We start from the raw sequence: 20,565 nt of genomic DNA, 5'->3' as shown, positions 1-20,565 counted from the left end.
TATACTTCTTGGTTTTTCAGAATATGAATATAAGTATACTAAAATGATTTAGTGAATTATAAACGAAATGTTACTAGTGGGGCTTTCGATATTGGGGTTGGTTGGTTGGTTGGTTGGTTGGTTGGTTGGTTGGTTGGTTGGTTGGTTGGTTGGTTGGTTGGTTGGTTGGTTGGTTGGTTGGTTGGTTGGTTGGTTGGTTGGTTGGTTGGTTGGTTCACAAAAGAAATAGATATTGGATTAAAGAAAATAACAGGAGCTGCCTTTTTTGAGACAGCTCCCGTATAATGCTTATTACCAGATTTTAATTCTCTCTTCTGGACTTTTGTAAAGTTTGTCACCTTGTTTAACATCGAAAGCTTTATAAAAAGCGTCAACATTGATCAATGGACCAAAACTTCTGAAATATCCTGGAGAGTGTGGATCAGTTTTAACTTGGTTGACCATATATTTTTCACTGGATAGGGTTCTCCACACAGTTGCCCAGCTTAGGAAAAAACGTTGGTCTTGTGTGTATCCACTTATTTCACCTGGGTTTCCCTTATCTTTTAAATATAGTTGAAGTGCATCATAAGCAATGTTTACACCTCCTAAATCCGCGATATTTTCACCGTTTGTAAATGTTCCGTTGACGAAAGTGCCTTTTACAGGTTCATATTTATCGTATTGAGCTGCGAGTGTTTTTGTTGCTTTTTCAAAATTGGCTTTATCTTCTGGTGTCCACCAGTCGACCAAGTTTCCATCCGCATCAAATTGCGCTCCGGAATCGTCAAACCCATGGCTCATTTCGTGGCCAATTACAGCACCTATACCACCGAAATTAATCGCGGCGTCAGCTTGTGGATTGAAAAATGGAGGTTGGAGAATTGCTGCTGGAAACACGATCTCATTGTTTACAGGATTGTAATAGGCATTTACTGTTTGTGGAGTCATTCCCCATTCTGATTTGTCTACTGCTTTTCCGATTTTCGCCAAATCTCTTTCATATCGCCATGTGGTGATACTTTGCAAGTTAGCATACAGGTTTCCACCTTTGCTTTCCGATAGAATATTTAATTTAGAATAGTCCTTCCATTTGTCAGGATAGGCAACTTTTACGGTAAATTTATTTAGTTTTTCAAGCGCTTTAACTTTGGTGACAGAGGACATCCATGTTAAATCATTGATATGAAGTGCGAAACTTTTCTTTAAATAGTCAATTAATTCCACCATTTGCGCTTTGGCTTCTGCAGGAAAATATTTTTCAACATATAACTTCCCAAAAGCTTCACCTAAAGTGGAGTTGATCAGTTCAAATCCTCTTTTGTTTAGTGCTCTTTGCTCTTGCTGACCTCTTAAATATTTCCCATAAAAAGCAAATCGCATATCTCCCAGTTTTTCACTCAAATAAGAGGCACTTCCATTAATAAGATGAAATTTAAGGTAATCTTTAATGACAGGAAGGTTCTGGTTGCTGACCAATTTGTCAAAGTTCTTATAATAACCTAATTCTCCGATGATTACTTTTTCTGTATTGACGCCAACTTTTTTGAGGTACTCAGGTAGATTTACATTTTTGACTAGAGCAGATAGCTCAGCCATAGTCTGCGGGTTGTATTGTAATGTATTATCCCGGCTTTGTTCATTGGTCAGGTAGGTTTTTGCAATGCTTTTTTCGTAGTCAACAATCCCTTTTGCAGCAGTTTCGGCATTTTTATACCCCAATTCCTTTAACATGGAAGCTACATACTTTTGGTATTCCGCAATTGCTTCGGTATTTTTTTCATTTTCTTTTTGATAATAATCTCTTCCCAAACCTAAGGATGCTTCTCCTAAATAAACCGCGTTCATTTTAGAGTCTTTTAAATCAGCACCGACCCCCCAGCCGTAGAAATTATTCTCACCTTCTTTGGTTACGGAAGTTAAATAATTCTGAAGATCTTTTAGGTTCTTTATCGCATCGATTTTGCTTAGATTTCCCTGGATGGGCTTAATCCCATCGGCATTTCTCTTCTGCAAGTTCATATAGGAGGCGTACAAGTCCTGTATTTTTTTCCCTTCGCTTCCTTCTGGAAATTTATCTTTTAGAAGAGAGTTCAGAATTTTCATCGAGTTGTTGTCCGTATCTTCTGCCAATTTGTTGAAGCTTCCCCAAGTAGGTTTATCAGAAGGTATTTTGGCGGTTTTCATCCAGGTTCCGCTCACGTAGTTGTAAAAGTCATCCTGGGGACGTACAGATTTGTCCATTAAGCTCAGATCAAGTCCTTTGTCGGACCCTGTACCTGCTGTCTGTGCTTCTGCATGCTGAGTGTAAACTCCAGCCAAGAAAATTAGGGCAAGTGTTAATTTTTTCATTCTTGTTTTAATGTTGTATGATTTTCAATAATTCAATCTGGAGTACGCACAAATTAGGAGTAAAATAGGTCATGTTATTTGCTCCGTGTAATTCGATTTGTATCAGCCATGTCAATAATTAGCGGTGATTTTTTTTAAGCTAAAAAAATCATTTACACAAATGACGGAAAATTCTAATTCAGCAACAAGTAAATCTGTGCATAATCTATAATTTTATTATACATTGACCTATGATTTTTAATGCGATCTGTTAACTGCTACCTCAATAGAATCCAAATTTCTTTCCGAATGCAAGTATCGTATGCTGGTTCGGCAGGAAATGATTGCATTTCTTTGGAGCGCGGCTGAAATATAAATCTACATAAATTGATAGATTAATTAATCACCTTAAAGCTTCCACAGTGGAATTTAGAAAAGCCGTGCGCGAATTCACTATCGAGCGCAGCAATTCTAAGACATCGTACATCGATGATGGTATTTACCTCTTATTAATTGGAATGATTTTCCAGTAGTCTTGTGAGAAGGCGCTCTATATACAGACTGTCCAGTTCTTTCCCGATAAAAACCATCGTATTCAACTTTTTATCCTCCTGTTTCCATTGGCTGCCATAACTCATTTCGATACGAGAACCTACAGCTTGAATAATGATTTTTTTGTCGCTATCTTTTTTAAATGCGATTCCTTTTACCCTATAGATTCTGTTTGTATATTTTCCGACAAGCTTGCTCAAACCAAGGAATAAATTGACGAAATTAAACTCTTCGGCAAAGGTGTAGATTCGTGTCGAAATATCATTGAGATGTGATTTTCCGAAACTCGATTGACCTAATATTGTCGTCTTATTGGGGGACAGGTTTTTGAGAAAAGAAAACGTTTCTATTTTCTTTGTGTACACTATATCTTCAATTATTTCAAAAGGAAATTCCATTGTTCCTTTCGAATATAAAGTTTTTGCAAGTGGATTTAGGTTCGCTAAATAATTGTATAGCGAATCTAGATAAGTTGGGTGTACATCGTTGGTTTTATTAATGATGATGGCGTCAGCCGCCATAATTTGTCTGAGTACTTCATCTCTTTCCTTGATCTGATCTTCGACAAGAGCGGCATCTACGAGACAAATAATTTTTTTTAAAGGGAAGTAGTTATGGAATATCGGGTGCGTCGTAAAGGGCTCTATAATTGCAGTCGGTATGGCTAAACCAGTACATTCGATAACCAACTCGTCAAAACTATCTTGTTTTTTATAAAGTAATTCAAGCGAACTATAGAGCTCGTCATTTAGCGTACAGCAGAGACAGCCTTCCTGAAGTGGAACAAGTTGTCCGTAATTTTCAGTCAGTAACATGCTGTCAACGTTGAGTTGGCCGATTTCATTTTCGATAATAGCAAAACGTTTGTTCGGATATGATTTCATTAGGGCGTTTAGATAAGTAGTCTTTCCGGCACCTAAAAAGCCTGTCAGTATCGTGACAGGGCGAGCATGACTTTTATTCATTTTTTATGATTAAATATGCGATCTATAATTATCAGAAGTACATGGAAAATTATTCCATATGGTATCTTATTTCAATAAATTAAAGAAGTCATTTCTTTGACTTTCCGATGCGAATATCCCACTATACTCCATGGTAGTTGTACTACTGGTCGTATCTTTAACTCCCCGTGCTGATACACAGAGATGATCTGCGTCAATGAGCACAATAATATCATCCGTTTCTAAGGTCGATTTAAGTTCATTAAAAATCTGTAACGTAAGCCGTTCCTGTACCTGTGGGCGGTGTGCGTAATAATCTACTACACGATTTATCTTTGATAATCCGATTACTTTTTTCTTTGCTACATAACCAATGTGCGCTCGCCCCACAATTGGCAGAAAATGATGCTCGCAGGCTGAATTTACACGTATATTTTTCTCAACCAATAGTTTGTTGTAACCATATCGATTTTCGAATGTGGAAAGTTGGGGCTTATTGGCTGGATTGAGGCCATAGAACAATTCATTGATATACATTTTAGCCACACGATAGGGGGTTCCACTGAGACTATCATCCTGGAGGTCAAGGCCTAATTCATGCATGATATCCTGAAAAAGCTGCGCGATCTTTTTAATTTTCTCGCTGTCGGTTCGTGTAAATGCATCGTGTCGCATAGGTGTATCAATCGAAGTCATGATATGAAGATCGCCTAGATTTTCGATAGGGGAGGAGATGTCTCTTTTTAATGATGTGTTCATAAATAATTGTTTTGTTAGTGTACGCTGATTAGATATACGAAGGCTCCTGCAATTAGGAGTTGTTAACTTATTTTTATAAATATAGTGAAAAAATAGTAAATGCAATTTAGTTGCATGTGATGTTTTTTCACTATATTTGATTGTCACATCTTTAATAGGCTATGTTTAAGAAATTTACTCTTGTTTTTTTACTCATTTTTTTAGGTGGAGAGTGTTATTCAGTCTTGGCACAAACGGGGTTGGAATCTCAGCATCTAGCAGACCATAAGCCACTCATGAATGAAGTTTGGAAAACCTTTGATACCATGTTGTATAAAGTCAACAAGAAAAATGGGAAAACGATATACACGCCATTTTTTCCCAGTAACCTTGCAAAAATGGATGGCATGAAGGTGGAACTTCAGGGGTATATGGTGCCGCTCAAGGCAGGTCTTCGACATAACAGATTCCTATTGTCTGTTTTACCTGTTTTACAATGCATGTTTTGTGGGCAAAATGGAATTCCACCAATGGTAGAGATTACGTTGGCTAACAACGATAAAATTTGGTTGAAGGAGAACCCTATTACTTTAAAAGGATATGTCAAGCTTAACGAAAAAGACAGGACTCGGGTTGAAATTTTTATACAAGATGCATCTATCGTAAAGTAGTAGATTGTTAACTACGCCAAATGGTCCAAAGTATGATCCCATAAACCACAACAACCAAAGCAAGCAACAAAAACAGTTCAAAGCTTGTTTCCGGGAAACCACTTGATTGTGATAGAAAGGCGGCTATTAATAAAATACCAATCAATCCGATACCGATACTTAGTATGAGTTTTCGAGGTTTATTAAATGTATGATTGATTTGGTCAGGTTCAGCTGTATCTGAAATCTTGCTTTCCTCTTTCAGTACTGCTATATCCAGCTCAAGTTCCCTTGCTATAAGATTTAGGTTATAGGCCCTTGGAAGGACTTCAGCATTTTCAATACGCTGTACGGATCGCAGATTAAGCTTGACCAGATCAGCAAGTTGCTGTTGTGAGTAGCCTCGGTTTATACGTGCTTTTTTGATCAGAAGTGCAATTTTTTCTTTACTTGATTTATTGGTCATCTTACGGCATTTTGCGACGTATTCAAATGTCGTAAAATTAAATGATTTAAGGCTATAGCTTTGTAGAAAAAAAGTATGATTGCTATTGTTATTGAATTGTTGGTTTCTTGGTTTTTACTAAAACACTTCTGTCACCAGGACCTTAAGGTATTGGGCTTTTATGCGAAAGGCAAACCGTTATTTTTAAGTTTGGTTGTACCAATGTTTTATTTGGTTATCCTCTATTTAGGAATAGCCTATTTGGTAGAAAATCCTTATAAGTTTAACCCAGAGTATACACTTGGAGATTTTTTTCGAAGTCTTTATTATGTATCAAAAGCAGTTATATTTGAAGAATTGATCTTTAGAGGAGCTCTATTGTATATGCTAGTCAGTCGCTTTGGGAAGACAAAAGCTGCATTCATAACAGCCATAGCTTTTGGAGTTTATCACTGGTTTTCATATGGCATAATCGGACATGTGTTTGAAATGTCAAGAGTTTTTATGTCGACGGGTGTATTTGGTTATTTACTAGCACGTATATGTATAAAAACAGGTAAAATAATATTTCCAATTGCTTTGCATTTTGCTTATAATTTCACAACAATGGTCGTATTCTCAAAGGAAAAAAATATTGGATTGCAACTTTTGGTAAAAGCTCATGCCGTCGATCCGGTTAGACCTGAAGGAATATTTCCGCTGTTCATTGTCGTTATTTACTATGTAGGCTTTCCAGTATTGTGTTATATTTTCCTTAAATCGTTAAAAAACACGAATGGCTGGTCCTGATCTTTTAATTTTTCCATTACTTGCTTGTTGAGCAGATGCTATTAAAAATATATTTTCCGATGGATTGCCTACTATTGACTAATAATCGCTACACTATCTTTAGGAAAATGATTTTGCAACCATTGTTGTAATTTTTCGTGTTGCGCTAATGGAAGTGGGGTCTTGGTAGCGTATATAAATGCTACGATCCTGGCGACGCTATCGGCCTTTGCATAATGTTGTTGGACACCAATGCTATAGGAATTCAGTTCGGGGAATAATACAGCGATATCGCGATCAAGTTGCGGACTGGCCAACTGGTATTTCGCTAATTCATTGTTTAGGGCGCGTATCGTGAGATCCTTTTCACTTACAGCTGCTGTACGTCTGTCTATTTCGCTTAGAATACTCGATTTTAAATCTAAACTATCCTGATGAATGACAAGGTTAGTATTGGTAATACCAAATGATTCCATTACACGCTGTAAAGATTCTACCTCTTTGTCACTGAATTTTTTTGATAAAAAGGCAAGTTCAAGTTTCTTTGGATTACTATTCATCTCCAGCTTTTCATAGATAACGGTGTAACCTTTGTTGCTGAGTTCCTGTTGAACAAATTGGTTTACCTTGCTGGTGTATTTTTTTTCTTGCAGTAGATTGTATGCAAAATAGACACTTGGCAATACAAGAATAATCGTGATGATGGTAATACTTTGAGTAATTCTTTTTTCGCGTTTTTTATCGATATAATGAGTTTTGGGGTAACGCAAATATTTGACAATGATAAATGTAGCAATGCAGATAAAAACACAATTGATGATGTATAGAAATAAAGCACCCGCAAAATAACTGAGATTACCGATAGCTAATCCGTAGCCTGCAGTACAAAGTGGGGGCATCAAGGCTGTTGCTATGGCAACGCCAGGAATAGGATTACCTTTGTCTACCCTAGTAATAGCGATAACCCCTACTAAACCACCAAATAGTGCAATCATTACGTCATAGATATTGGGCGATGTACGCGCTAATAATTCGGATTGCGCTTCCTTGAAGGGGCTTAAAAGAAAATAAATATAAGAAACAACTAAGCTTATTAAAGTTGCTATCAATAGATTTTTTAATGATTTTTTTAAGAGGGGAAAATCAAATGTCCCCAACGCAAATCCAGCTCCAACAATCGGGCCCATTAATGGAGATATAAGCATAGCACCGATAATTACCGCTGTAGAATTTACATTTAGCCCTACAGATGCAACCACAATTGCACATGCTAGAATCCATGCATTATCACCGCGAAAAGAGATATTGCTCACAACATTTTCTAGAACAGCCTCCTTTCGGTCTTCTCCCTGATGTAGATCGAAAAATCTCAATATTTTATTCATTAGCGTATTAATATAGCGGCTCAGCAATTATTCAGCAATTATTAAGACGCTAAAATTATGCCGATTTTAGTCCTCTGTCGTAATTCTGCTATACAAAGTCTTTACGGACAAAAACACTCGTTAATAACGTGAAATCCATTTTTCATTTGGCTGAAATCCCGGGTGACCGGCAGATATCGTTGTCTGCTTTAGGTTGCTGATACTTTATTTTACCTCATATTTATCGGGTATTTAGCACATTTAAATTTTTTAAGTTAGGTTGATCTGGTGATCGGTAGATCGACTTTTCAAAGAGGATTAGCATGCTATTTATGGATAATTGTGAAGAAGATTTTGTTGATTCCTTATAAAATATTATCTTTTAGTAATTTTAGAACTTAGAAACACGGAAGAGAAATGTCATTAATAGATTTATCAAAACGCGTGGCGTTGGGAATAGATATCGGTGGAACCAATACAAAATTTGGTGTGGTCAATCATCGGGGTGAAGTACTTGAAAAAGGAAGCATAAAAACAGATGCTTATCAAACGGTGGAAGAGTTTATTGATGCGTTGTACGAGAAAGCTTATCCCTTAATTGAAGCATTTGGTGGTGAACAAAGCTTTGATGGAATTGGTGTCGGCGCGCCTGATGCTAATTATTACACTGGGACAATAGACCACGCTCCCAATCTCCCTTGGAAAGGTGTGATTCGATTTAGCGATTTAATGACGGCCAAATTTAAGATTCCCTGCACCATTACCAATGATGCAAATGCCGCTGCTTATGGTGAAATGCTTTTTGGTGCGGCACGCGGCATGAAAGATTTTATTATGATTACCTTAGGCACGGGAGTAGGAAGCGGCATAGTGGCCGGAGGGAAGCTTATTTATGGACACGATGGCTTTGCTGGCGAATTGGGCCATACCATTGTCAAACCAGGAGGACGAAAACATTGGAGTACGGGTTCTGAAGGAAGTTTAGAGGCTTATGCATCTGCTACAGGGATCACCATTACAGCCAAGAAAATGCGGGCCGAATTTCCGGAATCGATGTTGAATCAATTCCCTGAGGACGCGATCAATTCGAAGACAGTTCATGAATGTGCGCTCAAAGGGGATGCGATAGCCATTGAGGTATTTAGGTATACTGGGCAGAAACTAGGTGAAGCATTAGCAAATTTTGTGATGTTTTCTTCTCCTGAAGCAATTCTACTTTTTGGAGGAGTAATTAAGGCCGGTGATTTTATCTTAAAACCCGCGAAACTCCATATGGAAAGAAACCTTTTTCCTTTGTTTAGAAACAAAGTTAAACTGGTCTTTAGTGAATTGGAAGAGGCTGATGCTGCTATTCTTGGTGCAAGCGCATTGGTCTGGGAAAAATAATATATTGGTTTGTTCTCAAGGCAGAATTACCGCTTATCGGGACTGTTGTGTTTTGAGAACAACTTGGTTAAATCGTTAAAATACAACGGCACTTTCACAGAATACATATGATCTTGTTGTCGGGGATTTATGGAGAAATAACTGACCATTTAATTTATTATAGCGACTGTTATCTTTTTTTGAGAAGCTAAAGGCATAGTCTTTGCTAATAAGTTGTTTTAAACTTAACACTATTCCAAATGAAAAAGACCATTTTTCTCCTTCTGTTGCTGTGTACAGCTTTATTCTCAAAAGCAGATCAACTTCAGGCCTTGACACAAAAGCAAGCCGAAACGGCCGTTGCATACCTTAAAAAAGAACCCATCGTTATTTTATGGTGTAGCTGTTGTGATAATCAAATACCCAAAAAGATTACTGTTCAAGAAGTATATTTCAAGGCATATCCGGATGGAAAATATTATTCTGTGGTTGTAAAAGGACGGGATGAAAGTGGGGCCGAAGTAGAGGAATATGTAGACTTGGCTTATGTGTTCGTAAAAAAAGGTAAAAAAGCTAAAAGCTTAGGAAAAGTGTTGAAATATGAGTGTGACCCTTGTACAAAACCATTTGACTGGGCGGCTTAAATTCTTGACGCGACATATTATCGCTAATCTATTCTGTTTGCTTCAAGAAATTATACCCTCAATGGTGATAACTTAGCATCAAAAAGTACTGGTCAAAAAAAATCCCAAGCTGAAAGCTTGGGATATTGATAAGTGCGGAAGAAGGGACTCGAACCCCCACGCCTTGCGGCGCCAGATCCTAAGTCTGGTGCGGCTACCAATTACGCCACTTCCGCATTAGGATTTCTTATGATGTCGCAAATATAAAAACCAAAGTGCTATCTTGCAAATCGATAAGCGAGATTCCTCCTCCTAAATACGGATCATCCTGTTTATGAATGGAATATTTTTCAATAGGATCCTTGTTTCTTTAATCATGTGATCAGCAGACGGCTTGTTTATCCAATTTTTTGATGAAATGCTTGCTGTCCTAATCAAGTTTTGTTAAGGCCTTTGAATTTCGTAACAAAAATACATATTGAAAGAAGTCTGTTGTATGATTCGTTTCAGCAGGGATGATATTTTCGCCAAAAAGCCGTGATTTTACAGTTATTAAATCTTGAGAAGTAGCATAAGGTGAATGTGCTGCATTGAGTTTAAATAACGATATACTATTTGGTCGACTTAATTCTTTTAGATCCTGAATGCCTTTCACGAGCATAAGTGGGCCATCTGCATTTACCCAATCTACTTTTTCATCTGCAGGGGTTGGAAATTGAGGATTCTTTGGAAGATACATTTCACTAGCAATGGTATAACTAACAAAGCTAGATACTTTATAGCCGCTACTTTTCAAGCGTGTAGCAAAAGGATCATTGGTTGCATCCTTTCCTTTTTGTAAAACATGAAAAAAACCAAATAGTCCATATAGTTTTTGACCATCAATATGGTGATTTTTAATATAATTTTCCAAATTTAACAGCATAGCTGAATCCCTGGATACGTCAGATTTATCCGCTGTAAAGCTTTTGTCTATGCCAATAACAGTGATTTTTGCCGAATCGGCAAGGTGGCGGTTATAATCATAAATTTCGATCCATTTTTGATATAGCTCTAAACTAGACTGTTGCGGGATACGTTTGCGAATGGAGCGAACCACATCTTTCAGTAGGGCGTTATCTTTTAGCGGCTTGGATAAAAAGCTGTTTAGTTTGTTGGCATTTGTACTATCCATCTCAGCAATGTAATATTTAACACCAAGCTTTTTGTTCAAATAAAATAACAGCTCCTTGTCCAACTTTTGATTGTCTGCGTAGCCATGAATTTCCCCAAGTAAGAAAATATCCGAATTATAGAAACTATTATCGAATAGAGAATCTACAATACGATCCTTAATCTCCGTTTTATGAAGCTTGAGGTACGCTATATTTTCCGCGTTGGTATTTCCTATAAATATCCGATTGGAAATGAAAAAATAGAGGAATAATAGCCCAATAATAGCCAGTATAGAAAAAAATGTAATCTTAATAAATTTAAAAAACTTTTTCATAAATGAGGTTTTGGCAAAGGTATTATTTTTCAAGGAATGAACCAATAAGTATCCATGCATATAATTAAAATATATGTATTGGTGTTTTTAAAAATTGGGTCATTCTTTAATAGAATTGGTCGTTTTTCAATGACTATTTCCATAGGACGATTGTTGGCGCACAATGAACCGCTGCGGGCTTATTTTACAGTTTTTTGTACAATAACAGCGATTTTGTAGTTACCCCGTAGCGTTTGTGTCCCTTGTTCCTTGTTCGGGTAAGGGGCGATATCCTGTAATGAAATGGTATATCCGTTGGTGTTGGCAGTTCTTTGGTAACCTCTATCCTGTAGGTCTATTGTTGCGAGCTTTATTGTCGTGGGTTTAGTTGCTTTCTCTACGATCTCAATTTCTGCTACTGCAACTCCAGACCAGATACAGTTGACGCCTTCAGGGCAACGGCTATCTTCTGAAATACCCTTAAATTTGATCTTGATCGGATATTCTCGCAATGATTTTCTTTGCCCCTCAGCTAAGGATACACTTTCTCTCTCTGTTCTATTTCCAATATTTTCCTTTTGCGTTGCACAACCCGCTAGCGAACAGAATCCTAGCCCAATAATAAGCGTTTTATAATTCATCATCTTTACCGAAATAAAACTAGTATAAATGTTATCCAGTTATATAGTCATTACTACCAAAATTAAGCCATATTTAAGAAAACGTGCTAATCTTTCGACTCTTAATAGCGCTAAGCTCCTACTTGAATCATTGCTGTGGCTTTTGCGATTGTTGCTGTGATCCATTTTCATCATGATCTGGCTTTTCAGATTCTTCACAGAGCGAAAAAAATAGACTGGTAATTGACAGTTTTGATGGATCGAATTGTTCGTCTTTCAGAAGCAACAGATTCTGACGGATGTATTTATTTAAGTATCGATCGTCTTGCTCAGGATTGCCAGCAAAATAGGCCTCATTTTCCGATGCAAACTTACTTACATATCTATTGGTGACAGTATCCAAGACGTACTGTTCGAGGTCAGGATAAAATAGGGTATAATATGCGTTACTAAATATTGCTAGAGGGTCAATATAATTTGCCCGATCATAATCCTTCTTCATGGTCAATATTTCGTGCCAGTGTTCTTGATTTGAACCGTCTTGATTTTCTCTTAAAAAACCTCTTTCTCCACCGTAATTGGAGAGTCTGATTGCTAATTTATTCCCTTCAGCCAAATATAGGAGAGCGCTGAAATGTTGACGTGCACGTTGGGGTCTGTTATAAACAGCTATAAAATCATTGAATTTTTCTTCATTGCTATACTGAAAGACTTGATAAGTACTGTCATGTTCCATAAGCTGGTTTTGTACAATAAATTTAAGCGATTGAACCGGTTTGGATTCCTGATGAACAAAAGGGGGGCTGAAACAGTTTGCCTTGTCATTGAAAACCCGATGTGTACTGTCATTATCAAATTGTACATAGGTTTTACCTTCTTCAAAACCTGCCAAATTGATACAAGTACTGTCTGTGAAATTAGGCTTGTGACGCCCATATAGTTGAAATAAAGGGGCTTCATCTGGATAGAAAAGCAGGTAGTCTTTTTCAAAAACATAGGAGCCGAAAACAGATGTAGCATAACCATATAACAGAAATCTGCCATCTTCAAAAAGACAAATCCCGCTATTACCACCATACTGTCCACTGATGGTCTTTGCCTTATCTTTTCCGCTTGGAAAATAGTGCGTGACTTGCTGTGCTTTACTATTTGTTACCATAAGGATAAGACTAATTAAGCCTAGAATTTTTTTAATGAATGACGTGCTTTTACTTTCTTTCCGCATATCTTTTGTTATTTATCAAATTTAAACCATTGCAACACTGGTTCAATGGTGGTATTTACAATCCGTGCAGGCATTTTACGATTCGCCGAAACCAATAATGGGGCAAACTAACACATATTCATTCGCTTGGTAAATTAGTGGTTTTATCCGTCGTATTTTCAACTTACATTAACATTTTTTTCCACCTATTAGAACAAAATATACCCCTACTTAGACCGCTGGTTCGAATATCTTTGATTCTCGTCTGATGAACACTTCGCCTGCTTTGAATGTTCATGGAAATTTATGATGATTTTATTATAGCCAATAAGATAAATAGATGTCAACACTAACCCGTATAAATGCATATATGCATCTCAAAAAACATATTCGAATGAATGTAATTGCAGATCTTGATATGAGTATTTTCTATTTTAAGAAAAGACCTTTCATCGTGATGGATTTGTCAAATGAAAAGATATATTTCAATGATAGTGGATTAGAATGGTTGCGTTCAGAAAAACAAATAGTGCAGCCTGTTCAATGGACTCGGAGTAAGTATCTTCCCTCCAAAAATTGGGTGGGACTAGCTGTTAATAACCAAAGAGATGATTTGATTATCCAGTTAATTGATGAATTTTATCTGGCGACATGTGATATGCTATCGATAAATCCAATTTCTAAGGGAATTCGTCCGACAAAATAAAGCTTTAGACAGATTTTAATAGATTTAAATGTGATTCGTCCTCCCAGGCGGAATCAAATCATGAAAAACTAGCATTGAAAATTAGAAATACAAAAAAGAGTAAATTAGTACGATATGGTGGAAGCAACTCATGCATTGCGTATTAAAATATAAATAATAATGAGGATTAACAGAAAATAGGCTAACTCATATTAGGTATTTTAACCTGTTTTATAGGTACTTTAACTTGTTTTGTCTAAGCTGCTTTTTTTTTAAATTTTTAATTTTCATCTTTAGCGTATTATAAACGTAAAATTTGAGTCCATTACACAACCTTTCTGAAGAAACATTGATTCTTTTATTGAAAAAAAAGAATCAACAGGCTTTTAGTTATCTTTATGATCACTATGCCGATGCACTCTTTGGTGTGGTTTGTCGTATCGTGGTCTCAACGGAGCATGCGGAAGAAGTCATCCAAGATGTATTCGTCAAAATTTGGCGATATATCGATGTTTTCGATGCAGAAAAAGGCCGCCTTTATACCTGGATGATTAACATTGCCCGCAATACAGCCCTCGATCATCGAAAATCAAAAGCTATCGTAAACGAGCAGAAAAACCAACCGCTCTCAAATATCGTAAATAGGGAGGAAGAACAAGATCTAAGTCAGGGCGAACAACACACGAAAGCAGATTTTATTGGATTTAAAAATATTTTAGATAAATTGAAGCCGGAATGGCGAATCTTGATTGAGATGGCCTACTATGAAGGATATACACAACAAGAAATCGCTGAACAGCTTGATGTGCCGCTAGGAACAGTAAAAACACGTACCAGGGCAGCTTTTATACAATTACAACAATTACTAAAAGAGTACCGCTAGTTTTGGATATTAGAGCATACATATCGTCGGGGATTATTGAATCGTACGTTTTGGGACTTGCTTCTGAAGAGGAAGTGAGCATCTTGAATTGTATTCGAAAAAATAATAGCGAAGTGGAACAAGCCATCATCGAAGCAGAGATTGCACTCGAAGATTTGGCCGATAGCCAAGCGATAGAGATGCCTATGCAATTAAAACAGGATATATGGAATAAACTCATTGTAGAAAATCTAGTACCAAACGAAGATCATAAAATTGATGAAACATTAGTACCTTCTTCTACGGACCATAACGACGTAATTGTTATGGATACCGAAAAGAAAACGCTTGTTGCTCGATCATACAAGTGGACTATTGCTGCAAGCCTATTGTTAGCCGTTAGTATTGGTGCTAATATCTTCCTATATCAACGTAAACAAGATACAGCGAATAAGCTAAATCAGACGACGTCCTTACTTGATGCTGAGCAGGCAAAACTTGCTACCCTACAGGATAAATGGGCTCTCGTTCAAAATCCAGCAATAAAAACAATCCCTCTGAAGGGGGTAGAAACTAAACCCGATTACCTTGCTTTGGTATTCTGGGATCAAGTATCAAAGACGGTTTATCTGAGTATTGAGCACATGCCTGTTGCACCCAAAGGTAAGCAATATCAACTGTGGGCAATGGTCGATGGTAAACCTGTTAATGCCGGTGTTTTTCCACTTGACTTAAAAGGAGATACAGCAAGTAAGATGCTGGATATTCCAAAGGCCCAGGCTTTTGCTATTACCCTCGAAGATGAAGGCGGCAAAGATGTACCGACACTCACAGCATTATGTGTAATGGGGAGTATATAAAAAACAATGCCCTGATGGGATAAACCGATCAGGACATGCTAAAAACAGGTAAACTACGTCTTTTGTTAGGATTTTATAAAAAGACCTGCAATATTAAGTACAGCTTCTGCAGTTAGAGGTTCATCGAAAGACTGGGTTGCTGCATTGGTTGAAATTTTCCCCATGGCACCTGCCAATGTTGTAATATCCACTCCCGCTTGTGTTATATTATTTTCGCCTGCATATACCGGATCGACAACTGCGCCAATACCACTGTCATTACTTCCTGTAATCCAAGGTTTTTGATTGGCAGCTCCACCTCCGCGAGCACGACGCATTTGGCGGATATGAGAGGCATGTCGTGCCTCAACAGAATGGATCTGAAGCGCCGCAGTCAGTACAACACGATTGCCGAGTAAAATTCCCGCTTGCCCTTTATAAGCTCTTACCCCGGTGTCTTCAAATGCTTGTGCGATAGCTAAAAATGTGTCGTAGTCACTGAAAACATTGCCGAAAGTCCCCCCAGCGGTGAAATCAAAGGTTGGCTTTGAAACAGCTTTATTGCCTAATACCTGTTTAAGAAAATTCACATGTGCAATTTCATGGTCACGAATGGTGGTTATCGCACCGAGTGGTTTACCTGTGGGGATAAGACCTGCTTTGGCAACAGCCATAGTGTAGTATTCTGCTTCGAGATATTCCAAAGTCAACGCATAGTTGAGTACTCCATTGACATCTGTGGGAGCCGTAGCACCATAAGCTTTTTTAAAGAGCTCACCTATCATAAAGGGCAGGGCAGCCAAAGTTATTTTTTTGCTCATTGAAGCCAAACTTTTAATTGCTTCGCGACGAGGGCTGATGCGATCGCTGAATTCAGGATCTACAGCATTTATTTGTTCAAAAACGTTTAAGAGATTCATGATAATCAGTTTTTAGGTGAATTAATAAGTTGGTAGATCGCTCACATCAATCTTGGATTTAATAAATGGCGCTGCGGCACTAAGGACAACGCTTGGACTCTTTGCGACATCAAGACCATTTGAATCCACTACTTCCTGATTGGCAAAGCTACCATTGTCGATCATATCCCTGACCCAGGCGGCATGTCTAGCTTCAACAGACACGATCTTGCCAGCCAACAGTAAATAATTGACATCTTTTATTAACCATCCAGCACCATTGTAGGCCGAAACGCCAAGATCTTCAAATGTTTTTGCTGTTGCCAGTACCGTTTCGCGACTGCTGAAATTGATACCGCCTAAATTAAATTCAAGACTTGAAATGGCTTTGGCCCCTAGGGCTACCTTGAAAAACTCACGATGAGCAATTTCATGATCACGGATATCCGTAAAAAAAGTTTTTTCCATGTCCGTCATGCCACTATAGGGGTTGTTGACTAGCTGGATATAAAATGCAGCTTCAAGTTGTTCAAGTGCATAGGCATAATTTAGGATGGCAATGTCGCCGCTACCAAAGTACATGCCCTTACCACCGTTATCCATGCCATCATCGTGGTCTTTTTTGCAACTCGACATACCCAGGATGGCTAATGTAGCAGCACTGGCTCCTGCATATTTTAAAAAATCTCTTCGTCTGAGATCTCTTTTGTCCATGTCACTATTGGAGTTCAATAGTGTTTCGTTGTGGGAGGTTATCTTTTCCATAACAAAAGTCTTTTAGTTTATAATTTTTTTCTGTACTTATACCCATTTACGACTTTTTGGAAAGCTTGGATTTCATAAATTCTTTTTTTTTAAAATATATTTTTGGCATTGAAAAACCGATATAATCTTCTCCCTTTTGGGAACCGAAGGCAGCACGGCGCTTATTATCGGTGATCTTTTAATCTAATAGTTTGTTTTTTATTTAAAACTATTTTAACACAGCGGTGTTCATGATTATATTTTATCATGCTATTACCGCTGGTTTTCTACTTTTTACGATAGACTAAGAAAAGTTAAAACCAAATCGATATTAATTGGGCATTGGAATGATTCAAATCAATCGTTAAAGATTAGTGAAATATTATTTGTACGTTAGCGCATGCTATACATTTGGACCTATAAAGACTTCGAAGATAAAATTATTAACAATACAGGCTTTTGAATGAACGCTAAATTATCGCCAAAGAATGAATCAGATCGGATACGCGTGTTGCATGAATACGAAATTTTAAACACAGCAGCCGAGGAAGAGTTTGACCGCATTACGAAAATTGCATCACTAGTGTGCGGTACACCCATCTCATTGATTTCACTAGTGGATAAGGATATGCAGTGGTTTAAATCGCGGGTTGGCTTGGAGATAGACGAAACAACGCGCGATGTTTCTTTTTGCCAATATACGCTGGAAGAAGATCAGCTGATGGAAGTTGAGGACGCCAAAAAAGACGATCGCTTCAAATCGAATGAACTCGTTACCTTAGAACCAAACATTCGTTATTATGCTGGATTACCATTAATCGATCCCAACGGATATGCCTTAGGGGCCTTATGTGTTATTGATCGTGTTCCAAGGCAGCTCGATCAGCATCAAAAAGAGATCCTAACCCTTCTTCGGGATGAGGTTGTCGCGCTTATTGTCAACAGAAAAGAAAAAGAAAAGTATAAAGAAAGTGAACAAAAACTGAAAGCATTTTTCGATAACTCTCAGGGACTTATGTGTACGCATGATCTGAAGGGCAATTTTATAGCCGTCAATGAAGCTGGAGCCAAGACTTTGGGCTATACGCGGGAGGAGATTCAGTTACGATCACTTTTTGATATTGTCCCATCGGAGGGGCACAAGAATTTACAGGACTATCTGGGCGCAATTGTTCAACGCGGAACAATCAAAGGAGAAATGCGAACCTTGACACGCTCGGGTGAGACGCGTATCTGGATGTTTAATAATATTTTGCAGACCAATGGGAACAAAATACCCTATGTGATTGGCAATGCCGTGGATATTACGGAACAGCATTTTCTAGAAAAGGAACTGAAGCATGCCCAAGCAACATTGATGCGGACTGGAAGGGTAGCTAGAATTGGAGGCTGGGAATATACGCCTGCTGATGGGAAGATTGTTTGGTCCGAAATTACGCGAGAAATTCATGAAGTACCCGAAGACTATGAACCAGAGCTAACAACTGCGTTACAGTTCTATAAAGCGGGATCAAGTAGGAATAAAATACAGACTGCCATTGAACATGCACTCGCTACGGGAGAAGCTTGGGATTTGGAGCTTGAGATTGTCACCTTCGCTGGTCATGAACTGTGGATACGTGCATTGGGAAATGCTGATTTTGAAAATGACCATTGTGTTCGTTTATACGGTACCTTTCAGGATATTGATAAGCGTAAACGCATCGAAGCAGAGTCTTCGAATTCAAAAAAACTGCTTTCAGAAGTATTGGATGCAACCTCCGCTGTAGCTATTATCGCGACCGATACGACTGGTGTAGTCACATTGTTTAATACAGGAGCGGAAAACCTTTTGGGATACCGCAGTGAAGAGGTCATTGGGAAATTGGGGCTTGAACATTTTCATTTGAAAGAGGAGCTCGTGTTGAGAGCTAAGGAACTGGAAGTTGAATTAGGACGTTCGGTAGATAAACTTCGTTTCTTTGTAGATATGGCAGAGCTGCATGGTGCTGAACAGCGAGAGTGGACCTATTGTCGAAAAGATGGATCTAGATTGTATGTTTCCTTAGCCGTTACATTTATTCGGGATATTAACGAAAATGTTATCGGTTATCTTGCGATTGCAACTGATATTAGCAGGATTATTCATCAACGGGAAGAGCTGGAAAAGGCGAAATTAGTAGCTGAACAGGCAAGTGCAGCAAAATCACAATTTTTGGCAAATATGAGCCATGAGCTTCGTACACCTTTGAATGGGATTGTTGGCTTTACCGATTTGTTGCTTGGGACAGCACTTGAAGATACTCAACGGGAATATCTGAGTATCGTTGATCAATCAGCCAATTTATTGCTTGGAATTGTAAACGACATTCTAGATTTCTCTAAAATTGAGGCTGGCAAACTAGAACTGGACGTTGAACAGACGGATCTTCAGGACTTGGTTATTCAACTGACAAACTTTCTCAATATGCAGATCAAAGCCAAAAATTTAGAGTTTTATCTGAATATCGCGGCCGATGTGCCACATTATATTTGGGTTGATGCCCTCCGTATCAAGCAAGTATTGATGAATTTATTGAGCAACGCCACAAAATTTACCGAGAAGGGAACTATTGAACTCAGCATTACAGTAGAATCACATGATGCCACCCAGGCTGTTCTGTGCTTTAGCGTCAAAGATACAGGCATAGGTATCAAAGAGGACAATGTGGAACGGATATTTGATGCATTCACACAGGAAGATAACTCGATGACTAAACGTTATGGGGGAACTGGCCTTGGACTAACAATATCGAATAAATTGCTTAAAATGATGGGCAGTGAATTGAAATTGGAGAGTACCTTTGGTGCCGGTAGTCGTTTCTTTTTCACTATTAATGTTCCCGCCGTTTGGGAAATTAATGCGTGGGATGGATTAAAAAAAATAAAGGATGTACTAATTGTTGCAGAGGAAGAGTCGGAGCGAAATGATTTAGATCGGATGTTATCGTTAAAGAAGATTAATACCGTGCATGCAAAAACTGGATTTGAGGTATTACAGATATTAAAAAAGGGACATCATTTTGATGCAATTTTGATCAATAATCAATTGCCTATCATCAGTGGTATTGAAACGATACAGAATATTCGTGAAAAAAATTTCGATAACAATACTGAGCCGACCATTATTCCTATTTTTAGTTCGAATCAGCAGGATATAGAACAGCTATGTCATTCCGTGTCCATAAGTAGATGGTTAGTCAAACCCTTTACGCCGGAGGAGCTGTATACAGCTTTAGTAAAGGTGAACGTTTCTTAGTTTGAAGTAAGCTCTCAAAGTTGCATGAGCCGTATTTACGACCTAAGTTATCCATTTATGCACAGTTAATAGGTTCTCTTGATAGGGCGATGATGAAGTGTCTGATTTCCTTTGAATATGATTTTTTTGATTTCTAGCGTATCAAGAGCATGTTTATTATCGCAAGTTTCGGATTTTACAGCATTATCTTTCTGGATAGCTTTGTGTT

The 20,565-nt window shown here is 38.0% G+C and carries 19 protein-coding genes and 1 tRNA gene; 9 read left to right on the top strand and 11 right to left on the bottom strand.

Translation table 11 applies throughout. The annotated features are described in order from the left end of the window. Positions 1–51 precede the first annotated feature (51 nt). The gene (locus AAH582_RS18725; RefSeq protein ID WP_343319567.1) at positions 52–285 is read left to right on the top strand and encodes a hypothetical protein; all 234 of its coding nucleotides are present in this window, start codon (positions 52–54) and stop codon (positions 283–285) included. Between the two features lie 6 nt (positions 286–291). On the opposite strand, the gene AAH582_RS18720 is transcribed toward AAH582_RS18725, so the two are convergent. The 3 genes from AAH582_RS18720 to folE form a co-directional block, all read right to left on the bottom strand. Then, the gene (locus AAH582_RS18720) at positions 292–2,331 is read right to left on the bottom strand and encodes a M13 family metallopeptidase (RefSeq protein WP_343319565.1); all 2,040 of its coding nucleotides are present in this window, start codon (positions 2,329–2,331) and stop codon (positions 292–294) included. A gap of 488 nt (positions 2,332–2,819) precedes the next feature. After that, positions 2,820–3,827: a CobW family GTP-binding protein gene (locus AAH582_RS18715; protein ID WP_343319563.1), complete on the bottom strand. Its 1,008-nt coding sequence runs from the start codon at positions 3,825–3,827 to the stop codon at positions 2,820–2,822. A 66-nt stretch (positions 3,828–3,893) separates the two neighbouring features. Next, the gene (gene folE / locus AAH582_RS18710) at positions 3,894–4,565 is read right to left on the bottom strand and encodes a GTP cyclohydrolase I FolE (RefSeq protein WP_046675096.1); all 672 of its coding nucleotides are present in this window, start codon (positions 4,563–4,565) and stop codon (positions 3,894–3,896) included. Positions 4,566–4,726: 161 nt separating this feature from the next. On the opposite strand from folE, the gene AAH582_RS18705 reads away from it, so the two are divergent. Next, positions 4,727–5,215, top strand: a complete 489-nt coding sequence (locus tag AAH582_RS18705; RefSeq protein ID WP_343319560.1) for a hypothetical protein — start codon at positions 4,727–4,729, stop codon at positions 5,213–5,215. Positions 5,216–5,222: 7 nt separating this feature from the next. On the opposite strand, the gene AAH582_RS18700 is transcribed toward AAH582_RS18705, so the two are convergent. Continuing rightward, positions 5,223–5,660, bottom strand: coding sequence for a helix-turn-helix domain-containing protein (locus AAH582_RS18700; protein ID WP_343319558.1), 438 nt, complete (start codon positions 5,658–5,660; stop codon positions 5,223–5,225). A gap of 75 nt (positions 5,661–5,735) precedes the next feature. On the opposite strand from AAH582_RS18700, the gene AAH582_RS18695 reads away from it, so the two are divergent. After that, positions 5,736–6,428 (top strand): CPBP family intramembrane glutamic endopeptidase, encoded by a 693-nt coding sequence (locus AAH582_RS18695; RefSeq protein WP_286895257.1) that lies wholly within the window; start codon positions 5,736–5,738, stop codon positions 6,426–6,428. A gap of 71 nt (positions 6,429–6,499) precedes the next feature. Here the strand turns inward: AAH582_RS18695 and AAH582_RS18690 are convergent, their stop codons facing one another. After that, on the bottom strand, positions 6,500–7,792 hold the full coding sequence (locus tag AAH582_RS18690; protein WP_343319555.1) for a TIGR00341 family protein: 1,293 nt from the start codon (positions 7,790–7,792) through the stop codon (positions 6,500–6,502). Between the two features lie 396 nt (positions 7,793–8,188). Between AAH582_RS18690 and AAH582_RS18685 the strand changes: the two genes are divergently transcribed. Continuing rightward, positions 8,189–9,157 carry an ROK family protein gene (locus AAH582_RS18685; RefSeq protein WP_046675099.1) on the top strand — a complete coding sequence of 323 codons (969 nt, stop codon included), beginning with the start codon at positions 8,189–8,191 and terminating at the stop codon, positions 9,155–9,157. A 239-nt stretch (positions 9,158–9,396) separates the two neighbouring features. Next, positions 9,397–9,780 carry a hypothetical protein gene (locus AAH582_RS18680; protein ID WP_046675100.1) on the top strand — a complete coding sequence of 128 codons (384 nt, stop codon included), beginning with the start codon at positions 9,397–9,399 and terminating at the stop codon, positions 9,778–9,780. A gap of 133 nt (positions 9,781–9,913) precedes the next feature. On the opposite strand, the gene AAH582_RS18675 is transcribed toward AAH582_RS18680, so the two are convergent. From AAH582_RS18675 to AAH582_RS18660, 4 genes are all read right to left on the bottom strand, one after another. Further along, positions 9,914–9,995: transfer RNA gene (locus AAH582_RS18675), tRNA-Leu, on the bottom strand. 194 nt (positions 9,996–10,189) lie between these two features. Further along, a complete protein-coding gene (locus tag AAH582_RS18670; protein ID WP_343319552.1) occupies positions 10,190–11,248 on the bottom strand; it encodes a hypothetical protein in 1,059 nt (352 codons plus the stop codon). A gap of 179 nt (positions 11,249–11,427) precedes the next feature. Next, on the bottom strand, positions 11,428–11,871 hold the full coding sequence (locus AAH582_RS18665; protein ID WP_343319551.1) for a hypothetical protein: 444 nt from the start codon (positions 11,869–11,871) through the stop codon (positions 11,428–11,430). Positions 11,872–11,995: 124 nt separating this feature from the next. Next, positions 11,996–13,006 (bottom strand): preprotein translocase subunit SecD, encoded by a 1,011-nt coding sequence (locus AAH582_RS18660; RefSeq protein ID WP_343319549.1) that lies wholly within the window; start codon positions 13,004–13,006, stop codon positions 11,996–11,998. 439 nt (positions 13,007–13,445) lie between these two features. On the opposite strand from AAH582_RS18660, the gene AAH582_RS18655 reads away from it, so the two are divergent. From AAH582_RS18655 to AAH582_RS18645, 3 genes are all read left to right on the top strand, one after another. Continuing rightward, positions 13,446–13,757, top strand: a complete 312-nt coding sequence (locus AAH582_RS18655; RefSeq protein ID WP_156167694.1) for a hypothetical protein — start codon at positions 13,446–13,448, stop codon at positions 13,755–13,757. Between the two features lie 295 nt (positions 13,758–14,052). Further along, entirely contained in the window at positions 14,053–14,619 is a 567-nt protein-coding gene (locus tag AAH582_RS18650) for an RNA polymerase sigma factor (protein ID WP_112375870.1), read from the top strand. A 2-nt stretch (positions 14,620–14,621) separates the two neighbouring features. Beyond that, positions 14,622–15,458, top strand: a complete 837-nt coding sequence (locus AAH582_RS18645) for an anti-sigma factor (protein WP_343319546.1) — start codon at positions 14,622–14,624, stop codon at positions 15,456–15,458. Between the two features lie 65 nt (positions 15,459–15,523). Here AAH582_RS18645 and AAH582_RS18640 read toward each other — a convergent pair whose 3' ends face one another. Both AAH582_RS18640 and AAH582_RS18635 read right to left on the bottom strand, forming a co-directional pair. After that, the gene (locus AAH582_RS18640) at positions 15,524–16,357 is read right to left on the bottom strand and encodes a ferritin-like domain-containing protein (protein ID WP_046675104.1); all 834 of its coding nucleotides are present in this window, start codon (positions 16,355–16,357) and stop codon (positions 15,524–15,526) included. Between the two features lie 21 nt (positions 16,358–16,378). Further along, positions 16,379–17,101 carry a ferritin-like domain-containing protein gene (locus tag AAH582_RS18635; RefSeq protein ID WP_046675105.1) on the bottom strand — a complete coding sequence of 241 codons (723 nt, stop codon included), beginning with the start codon at positions 17,099–17,101 and terminating at the stop codon, positions 16,379–16,381. 442 nt (positions 17,102–17,543) lie between these two features. Here AAH582_RS18635 and AAH582_RS18630 point away from each other — a divergent pair, with 442 nt between their 5' ends. Beyond that, positions 17,544–20,357: a PAS domain S-box protein gene (locus tag AAH582_RS18630; protein WP_343319543.1), complete on the top strand. Its 2,814-nt coding sequence runs from the start codon at positions 17,544–17,546 to the stop codon at positions 20,355–20,357. Positions 20,358–20,565 lie beyond the last annotated feature (208 nt).

Origin of the sequence: Sphingobacterium multivorum, assembly GCF_039511225.1 — a bacterium.
GTDB lineage: Bacteria > Bacteroidota > Bacteroidia > Sphingobacteriales > Sphingobacteriaceae > Sphingobacterium.
The sequence above is the reverse complement of the archived record's forward strand: the minus strand, read 5'-3'. Positions and strand labels throughout refer to the sequence as shown.